This window comes from Nguyenibacter vanlangensis, assembly GCF_013376155.1.
GTDB classification, from domain to species: Bacteria; Pseudomonadota; Alphaproteobacteria; order Acetobacterales; family Acetobacteraceae; genus Gluconacetobacter; species Gluconacetobacter vanlangensis.
This window is the reverse complement of sequence record NZ_JABXXP010000075.1, coordinates 1-8,994: the sequence shown is the minus strand read 5'-3', so window position 1 is coordinate 8,994 and position 8,994 is coordinate 1. Positions and strand designations below refer to the sequence as shown.

Annotated in this window: 6 protein-coding genes; all 6 read left to right on the top strand. The window is 67.9% G+C overall.

Annotated elements, in window-relative coordinates:
* Nucleotides 1–662 (top strand): biotin--[acetyl-CoA-carboxylase] ligase (locus tag HUK84_RS06420; RefSeq protein WP_176639542.1); only part of this gene is annotated, 662 nt, incomplete at its 5' end.
* A 290-nt stretch (nt 663–952) separates the two neighbouring features.
* Nucleotides 953–2,599 (top strand): ribonuclease J, encoded by a 1,647-nt coding sequence (locus HUK84_RS06415; RefSeq protein ID WP_176639541.1) that lies wholly within the window; start codon nt 953–955, stop codon nt 2,597–2,599.
* 384 nt (nt 2,600–2,983) lie between these two features.
* On the top strand, nt 2,984–4,300 hold the full coding sequence (gene proS, locus HUK84_RS06410; protein WP_176639540.1) for a proline--tRNA ligase: 1,317 nt from the start codon (nt 2,984–2,986) through the stop codon (nt 4,298–4,300).
* A 2-nt stretch (nt 4,301–4,302) separates the two neighbouring features.
* Complete coding sequence (locus HUK84_RS06405) at nt 4,303–5,550, top strand: lipoprotein-releasing ABC transporter permease subunit (protein WP_176639539.1); 1,248 nt, start codon at nt 4,303–4,305, stop codon at nt 5,548–5,550.
* Nucleotides 5,543–6,238, top strand: coding sequence for an ABC transporter ATP-binding protein (locus HUK84_RS06400; protein ID WP_176639538.1), 696 nt, complete (start codon nt 5,543–5,545; stop codon nt 6,236–6,238). Before HUK84_RS06405 ends, HUK84_RS06400 begins: the two co-directional genes overlap by 8 nt.
* Before the next feature lie 118 nt (nt 6,239–6,356).
* Nucleotides 6,357–8,994, top strand: a 2,638-nt coding sequence (gene dnaE / locus HUK84_RS06395) for a DNA polymerase III subunit alpha (protein ID WP_176639537.1), incomplete at its 3' end; no start/stop codon positions are given.

The window sequence follows — 8,994 nt, the reverse complement described above, 5'->3', positions numbered from 1 at the left end:
GGGGACGCGAATGGCAGGATCCGGGCGGCAACCTGGCCTTTTCGGTCCTGTTGCGGCCGGAGGGCGTTGCGGCGTGGCCGGTCGGGTTGTGGCCCTTCATCGCCGGGCTGGCATTTCATGGGGCCATCGCACCCTGGATCCGCGATCCGGCGCTGTTGCGCCTGAAATGGCCGAACGACCTGCTGCTGGGCGGGCGCAAGATGGCCGGCATCCTGATCGAAAGCGGCGAGGGTCGGTCGGGGCGCTGGATGGTGATCGGTTTCGGCGCCAATCTGCGTGCCGCCCCGGTCGTGCCGGGGCGCGAGCTGGCCTGCGTGGCCGATTTCGGCCCCCCCCCTGCGCCCGAGGACGTGGCGCGCGCGATCTGCCGCGAATTGGATGCGTGGATGGCGGTCTGCGGCGACGGAGGCTTTGAGCCGGTGCGCGCGGCATGGCTGGCGCGCGCGCATCCGGTGGGCACCGGGCTTGTGGTACGCGGGGAAAGCGGGCAGGTAGAAGGTTCGTTCGACGGCCTGGACGCGCAGGGGATGCTTCTGTTGCGCTGTGCCGGCGGGCAGAGACGGATTTCCACCGGCGAGATCCTGCTGCTGGAGCCCGGCGCCGCGGTGCCGGGGACAAGCGGGACACGGGACGGTGCGCGTCGGGCGGCGGACGGGGATTGAACCGGCGGCCGGCCGGACGGTTGTTGCTATGGGACGCGCTGAGCGTCCGAGGGTTTTGGACGGCCATGGGGCGGGCCGGTCGTCGAGCGGACATGGATTGTCCGGCTCCGACCAGGTCTGGCGCCGGCCGGACGTGGGATCGCCTCCGACGGAGGCATGCCCCTGAGGGCGCCTTTCTGGAGGCGTTTCCCTGGGGGCGACATGGTCAGGCGGACATGGGCGATGTCCGCGACGGGTTCGGGCCATAGGGCCCAGATGTTGAGAGCGACTGGAAGACTGAAGGATCGAGTATGCAGGACGTGACGGATGGTCTGGCCTTTCTGCCCCTGGGCGGAACGGGCGAGATCGGTATGAATTTCAACCTCTATCGCCTGGGGACCACATGGCTGGCGGTGGATTGCGGGATCGGTTTCAGCGGCAACGATACGCCCGAGGCCGAGATCCTGATGCCGGACCCGGCCTTTATCGTCGAGCGCAAGACGGATCTGGCCGGGCTGGTGATCACCCATGCGCATGAGGACCATCTGGGGGCGGTGGCTCATCTGTGGCCACGCCTGAACTGCCCGGTTTATGCCACCCCGTTCGCCGCCGCCGTGCTGCGCCGCAAGCTGGGCGAGGCGCATCTGCAGCATCATGTGAAGATCGTCACCATCGCCCCCGGCGGCGCCTTCACGGTCGGGCCGTTCGATTTGCGCTTCATCCCGGTGACCCATTCGGTGCCCGAGGCGCAGGCGCTGGTGCTGCGGACCCCGCACGGCAATGTGGTGCATACCGGCGACTGGAAGTTCGACCCCAACCCGATGGTCGGGCCGCCGACCGACGTGGCGGCGCTGGAGGCGGTGGGCAACGAGGGCGTGCTGGCCCTGGTCTGCGACAGCACCAACGTGATGACCGAGGGCCCGTCGGCGTCGGAATCCGATGTGCGGCGCGGCATGACCGATCTGATCGGGTCGTTGCGCGGGCGGGTCGCGGTGACCTGCTTCGCCAGCAACGTGGCGCGGGTGGAAACCATCGCCAAGGCGGCGCAGGCCGCCGGCCGTTCGGTGGTGATCGTGGGACGGTCGCTGCGCAACCTGGACGTGGCGGCGCGGGAATGCGGCTATCTGGCCGATGTGCCGCCCTTCCTGTCCGAGCAGGAGGCGCACACGCTGCCGGACGACGAGGTGGTGATGATCATCACCGGCAGCCAGGGCGAGCCGCGTTCGGCCCTGTCGCGCATCGCGGGCGACACGCATCCCAATATCTCGCTGGGCGAGGGGGATACCGTGATCTACAGCAGCCGCATGATCCCGGGGAACGAGCAGGCGGTCATGCAGGTGCAGGATAACCTGACCCGCCGGGGCGTGCGGGTGCTGACCGACCGCGACCATCTGGTGCATGTGTCGGGCCATGCGACGGGCGGCGACGTGCGCCGCCTGTTCGACCTGGTGCGGCCGCGCTTTGCTGTGCCGGTGCATGGCGAATGGCGCCACCTGACGGCCAACGCCGCGATCGCGCGGGAGAAGGGTGTGTCGCCGATCCTGCTGGAAGACGGCGACATCCTGAACCTGTCCCCGGGTGTGGTCGAAGTGGTCGATACCGCGCAGACCGGCCGGCTGGTGCTGGATGGCGGACGGCTGCTGCCGATGAATGGCGGGGTGCTGGCGGCGCGTCGGCGCATGCTGTTCAACGGCATGGTCATCGGCAGTTTCGCGGTGGATGACGAAGGCTATCTGATCGGCGATCCGAAGGTGAGCGCGCCGGGCCTGCTGGACCCCGAGGACCCCGAGACCGTGCGCATGACCGAGGAGTTCGGCGACGCGCTGGACGAGATTCCCGACGAGCTGCGCCAGGACGATACGACCTTCCGCGAGGCGGCGAAGACCGCGCTGCGCCGTGCGCTGGGGCGCAAGCTGCAGAAGCGGCCGCTGGTGGACGTGCATCTGCTGCGCGTCTGAGCGGTCGTGGCGTAAGCCGGCGCATCTGACAGGCCGGCGTGTCTGTCGAGGCGCTGAACGGCGGGGAGCTGAAAGGATTACGGCAGGAGGTGCATGGCGCCTCCTGCCGTTCCCGGACGTTTTTTCCTTCCCTAAACCCGGTGTCTGTGACGACCGGATCAGACAGCGGGGACTGTAGGAGCCCCGTTCGGGCCTGTCACCTGCCTCACGCCTTTGTTGAACGGGTTGGTGCGGAGACGGGCTTCACACTTCGTTGTTCGTTTTATGCGCCTGTTTGCGCGCCCGTGTGCGCGGCCCGTGGCGGAATGGCGGGTTCTGGCGTATTCGTCTTACCTTTCCACGATCCGCCCGGCCGGTGGCCGGTTTTTCGAGGTTGATATCGGTATGCGTCTGTCCCGCGGCTTCCTGCCGACTCTCAAGGAGAATCCTGCCGAGGCGCAGGTCATCTCGCACCGCCTGATGCTGCGGGCCGGGCTGATTCGCCAGACGGCGGCCGGGATCTATGCGTGGCTGCCGGCCGGCTTGCGCGTGCTGCGCAATATTGGCCAGATCGTGCGCGAGGAGCAGGATGCGATCGGCGCGCAGGAATTGCTGATGCCCACCATCCAGCCGGCGGAATTGTGGCGGCGGTCGGACCGCTACGATGCCTATGGTCCCGAGATGCTGCGCATCCAGGATAGGCACGAGCGCGAATTGCTGTACGGGCCGACCAATGAGGAAATGATCACCGACCTGTTCGGCCAGGTGGTGAAGTCGTACCGCGAGCTGCCGCAGGTGCTGTACCATATCCAATGGAAGTTCCGCGACGAGGTGCGGCCGCGCTTCGGGGTGATGCGCGGGCGTGAATTCCTGATGAAGGATGCCTACAGCTTCGACGCCGATTACGATTCGGCGGTCGATACCTATCGGCGGATGATGCTGGCCTATCTGCGCACCTTCCAGCGCCTGGGGGTAAAGGCGATCCCGATGGTGGCCGACACCGGCCCGATCGGCGGCGAGCTGAGCCATGAATTCCTGATCCTGGCGCCGACCGGCGAAAGCGGCGTGTTCTTCGACGGGGCGTTCGAGGAGCAGGACTGGCTGTCCGAGCCGGTGGACATCGCCGACCGCGATTCGCTGGCGGCGTTCTTCAGCCGCATGACGTCGTTCTATGCCGCCACCGACGAGAAGCATGACGAGGCCGCCTGGGCCGGCGTGCCCGCCGAGCGCCGGCGCGAGGGGCGCGGCATCGAGGTGGGGCATATCTTTCATTTCGGCCGCAAATATACCGGGTCGATGGATATCGCGGTCAGCGGGCCGGACGGCGCGCCGCTGCACCCGGAAATGGGGTCGTACGGCATCGGCGTGTCGCGCCTGGTCGCCGCGATCATCGAGGCCAGCCATGACGATAACGGCATCATCTGGCCGGAGAGCGTGGCGCCGTTCCGTGCCGCGATCCTGAACCTGAAACCGGGGGACGCGGGGTGCGACGCGCTGTGCGAGCAATTGTACCGCGCGGCGCCGGACCGGTTCCTGTATGACGACCGTGCCGAGCGCGCGGGGGTGAAATTCGCCGATGCCGACCTGATGGGCCATCCCTGGCAGATCATCGTGGGCCCGCGCGGCGCCAAGGACGGCAAGGTGGAACTGAAGCGCCGCGCCGACGGCGAACGGTTCGAATTGCCGGTGGACGAGGCGCTGGCGCGGGTGATCGGGGCCTGATCATGTTCGGTCCATTCGAGCGCGCGGTGGCCGGGCGCTATCTGCGCGCCCGCAAGGGCGAGCGGTTCGTGTCGGTCATCGCCATCTTCTCGCTGGTCGGGATTGCCCTGGGGGTGGCGACCCTGATCATCGTCATGGCGGTGATGAACGGGTTCAAGGCCGATCTGATGGGCCGTATCCTGGGGTTGAACGGGGATATGAGCCTGTTCAGCGTCAGCCGCTCGATCGGGAATTACGACGACCTGGCCGCCACCGTGCGGCACGTGCCGGGCGTGACGGCCGCCACGCCGCTGATCGAGGGGCAGGTGCTGCTGAGCGCCGGCAGCTACAATACGGGGGGGATGGTGCGCGGCATGACCCGCGCGGGCCTGCGCGACCTGCACGAGGTCAGCGATTCGCTGGTCGCGGGGTCGCTGGACGGGTTCGACGGCAATGACGCGATCATCATCGGCGTGACCCTGGCCGAACGGGCCGGCCTGTCGGTCGGGTCGCGGCTGACGCTGATTTCGCCCAACGGAGCGGCCACGCCGTTCGGCACCATGCCGCGGATCAGGGCGTATCACGTGGTGGCGATCTTCGACGCCGGGATGAATGATTATAACAGTTCGTATGTCTTTCTGCCGCTGCCGGCCGCGCAGGTTTATTTCCAGATGCCCGACCAGGTGACGCAGATCCAGGTGATGACCCGCGACGCCACCAACGTCCAGCCGGTGCGCGCGGCGATCGAGCGCGCGGTGGGCGACAGCCGGATCCGCGTGCTGGACTGGACGCAGACCAATAATGCGTTCTTCGGCGCGGTGACGGTGGAGCAGAACGTGATGTTCCTGATCCTGACCCTGATCGTGCTGGTGGCGGCCTTCAACGTGATTTCGTCGCTGATCATGATGGTGAAGGACAAGACGGCCGATATCGCCGTGCTGCGCACCATCGGGGCCAGCCGGGGGGCGATCATGCGCATCTTCCTGATGTGCGGCGCCTCGGTGGGGGTGACGGGGACGGTGATCGGCACCGTGCTGGGCATCGTGTTCTGCCTGAACATCGAGCGGATCCGGCAGTTCCTGCAGTCGCTGACCGGGACGAACCTGTTCAATCCCACGGTCTATTACCTGGAGCACCTGCCGGAGAAGCTGATCTGGTCGCAGGTGGTCGAGGTGATCGTCATGGCGCTGAGCCTGTCGCTGCTGGCGACGCTGTACCCGTCCTGGCGCGCGGCGCGGACCGATCCGGTGGAGGCGCTGCGCCATGAGTGAGGCTGTGACGCCGCTGGTGCTGTCGGGCGTCTGGCGGACCTTTCGCAGTGGGGACGAGGTGCTGGACGTGCTGCAGGGCGTGGACCTGGCCCTGCGCGCCGGCGAGATCGTGGCCCTGGTGGCGCCGTCGGGGACCGGCAAGTCGACATTGCTGCACCTGGCCGGGCTGCTGGAATCGCCCGACCGGGGGCAGGTCGTGGTCGGCGGCCAGGATGCGGGGCGGCTGGGCGACCTGGAGCGCACGGCGATTCGCCGTCGGCGCATCGGATTCGTCTACCAGTTCCATCATCTGCTGGCGGAGTTCACCGCCCGGGAAAACGTGATCCTGCCGCAACTGATCGCCGGCGTGCCGCGCGCCGACGCGCGGGTGCGGGCCGATTCGCTGCTGGGGGCCTTCGGGCTGGGGCATCGGCTGGAGCATCTGCCGGGGCGGCTGTCGGGCGGCGAGAAGCAGCGCGTGGCGATCGCCCGGGCGCTGGCGAACCGGCCGGGCATCCTGCTGGCGGACGAGCCGACGGGGAATCTGGACGTCCATACCGCGGACACCGTGTTCGACGAATTGCTGCGCATGGTGCGGGGCGAGGGCGTCGCGGCGCTGATCGCCACCCACAACGACGCGCTGGCCGCGCGGATGGACCGGGTGGTGACGCTGCGCGAGGGCAGGCTGGTGGAACTGGCCCGTCACTGAAGCAGCCGGGCCAGGGGAAGCGGGCCAGGGGAAGCGGGTCAGGGCAGGCGTTCCGGAGGATACGCTTTCCCGGCGGGGGGTGATACCGCCGGGGCGGAGGATGGGGTAGGCTTGCGGCATGTCGCACGCCGATTTCGTCCATCTTCGCGTCCATTCCGCCTACTCGCTCAGCCAGGGGGCGATTCGCGTCGCCGAGCTGGCCGGCCTGGCGCAGGAGATGCGCATGCCGGCGGTGGCCATCACCGATACCGGCAATCTGTTCGGCGCGCTGGAATTCTCGCAATATTGCTCGGGCAAGGGGGTGCAGCCGATCATCGGCTGCCAGGTCGGCCTGCCGCCGCGGGCGGACAAGCCCGGCCTGCCGGCCGAGCCGGTGGTCCTGCTGGCGCAGGACGAGACCGGGCTTGCGAACCTGCAATATCTGTCCTCGCAGGGGTTCCTGCAGGGGGATGCCGCCGAGCCCATGGTGTCGCCCGAGCTGCTGTGCGCGCGCGCCGAAGGGCTGATGCTGCTGACCGGCGGGACGCGCGGGCCGCTGTTTCGCATGCTGGCCGACGGGCAGGAGGACGAGGCGCGGCGTTTCCTCGAACAATTGCAGGGCGCCTTCGGCGACCGGCTGGCGGTCGAGCTGCATCGCCACGGGCTGCCGGTCGAGCGGGCGGTGGAACCCGGGGTGATCCATCTGGCCGACCAGTTGGGCCTGCCGCTGGTGGCGACCAACGAATGTTTCTTTCCCCGCCCCGACCTGTACGAGGCGCATGACGCGCTGCTGTGCATCGCCCAGGGCCGCACGATGGCCGAGCGCGATCGCTGGCGGGTGACGCCGGAACATTGGTTCAAGACCCCGGCGATGATGAGCGAGCTGTTCGCCGACCTGCCGGAAGCCTGCGACAACACGCTGGCGATCGCCCGGCGCTGTGCCGTGCGGGTGGAGACGCGCAAGCCGCTGCTGCCGGTCTGTCCCAAGGTGCAGCCGGGATCGACCGAGGAAGAGACGCTGCGCGCCATGGCGGCCGACGGGCTGGCGCGGCGCCTGGAGCGCATGACGCTGGATGAGGAAACGCGCCGCGCCTATCGCGAGCGGCTGACCTTCGAGCTGGATATCATCGCGAAGATGGGGTTCCCCGGCTATTTCATGATCGTCGCGGACTTCATCCAGTGGGCGAAGGCGCACGACATCCCGGTGGGGCCCGGGCGCGGCTCGGGCGCCGGATCGCTTGCGGCCTGGGCGCTGACGATCACCGATATCGATCCGATTCCCTTCAACCTGCTGTTCGAGCGCTTCCTGAACCCCGAGCGCGTGTCGATGCCGGATTTCGACATCGATTTCTGCCAGGACCGGCGTGACGAGGTGATTCGCTATGTGCGGAGCGAATATGGCCCCGACCGGGTGGCGCAGATCATCACTTTCGGAAAATTGCAGGCCCGGGCGGCCGTGCGCGACGTGGGGCGCGTGCTGGGCCTGCCGTTCGGCATGGTCAACAAGGTCGCCGAGCTGATCCCGAACAACCCGGCCAAGCCGGTGACCCTGAAGCAGGCGATCGACGGCGAGCCGCGCCTGCAGGAGATGCGCGACGCGGACGAGGCGATCCGCCGGCTGCTGGAGATCGGCCTGCAACTGGAGGGCCTGTATCGCCATGCCAGCACCCATGCCGCCGGCGTGGTGATCGGGGACCGGCAACTGGTCGAGCTGGTGCCGCTCTATCGCGATCCGAAGAGCGACATGCTGGTCACCCAGTACAACATGAAGTTCGTCGAGCAGGCGGGGCTGGTGAAGTTCGACTTCCTGGGCCTGACGACGCTGACGATCCTGCAGCGGGCAGTGCAGTTCCTGAAGGGCCTGGGCGAGACGGTGGACCTGTCGGCACTGCCGCTGGACGATCCGCTGACGTACGAGATGCTGGCGCGGGGCGACACCGGCGGGGTGTTCCAGTTCGAAGGGGCGGGGATGCGCGACGTCCTGAAGCAGATGCGCCCCACCCGGCTGGAGGACCTGATCGCCGCGGTGGCGCTGTATCGCCCGGGGCCGATGGCGAACATTCCCGATTATTGCCGCCGCAAGCACGGCGAGGCGTGGGAGCCGCCGCACGAGGAGATCCGTTCGATCCTGGAAGAGACCTATGGCATCATGGTCTACCAGGAGCAGGTGATGCAGATCGCCCAGAAGATGGCGGGCTACAGCCTGGGCGGGGCCGACCTGTTGCGCCGTGCGATGGGAAAGAAGATCCGCGCCGAGATGGACAAGCAGCGCGAGATCTTCACCGAGGGCGCGGTGGGGCGCGGCATCGATCGCGACAAGGCGATCGAGGTCTTCGACCTGATGGCGAAATTCGCCGATTACGGGTTCAATAAATCCCACGCGGCGGCCTATGCCCTGGTGTCGTACCAGACGGCCTGGATGAAGGCGAACCATCCGGTGCCGTTTCTTGCGGCCTGCATGTCGCTGGCGCGGGAAAAGACCGACAAGCTTGCGGCCCTGCGGCAGGAGGCCGAGCGGCTGGGCATTCCGGTGCTGCCGCCCGACATCAATCTGTCGGGCGCCGATTTCACCGTCGAGCGGCTGGAGGATGGACGGCTGGGCATCCGCTATGCCCTGGCGGCGGTGAAGAAGGTCGGCTTCGCGGCGATGGAGGCGCTGGTGGCCGCGCGGGGGCGGCGGCCGTTCGCCGACCTGGCGGACCTGGCGGCGCGGGTCGACCCCAGGCAGTTGAACAAGATGCAGATCGAGAACCTGGCCAAGGCAGGGGCTTTCGACC

Coding starts and splice junctions, on each gene's coding strand:
- HUK84_RS06415 (WP_176639541.1), top strand. CDS start 953: ATGCAGGACGTGACGGATGGTCTGGCCTTTCTGCCCCTGGGCGGAACG.
- proS (WP_176639540.1), top strand. CDS start 2,984: ATGCGTCTGTCCCGCGGCTTCCTGCCGACTCTCAAGGAGAATCCTGCC.
- HUK84_RS06405 (WP_176639539.1), top strand. CDS start 4,303: ATGTTCGGTCCATTCGAGCGCGCGGTGGCCGGGCGCTATCTGCGCGCC.
- HUK84_RS06400 (WP_176639538.1), top strand. CDS start 5,543: ATGAGTGAGGCTGTGACGCCGCTGGTGCTGTCGGGCGTCTGGCGGACC.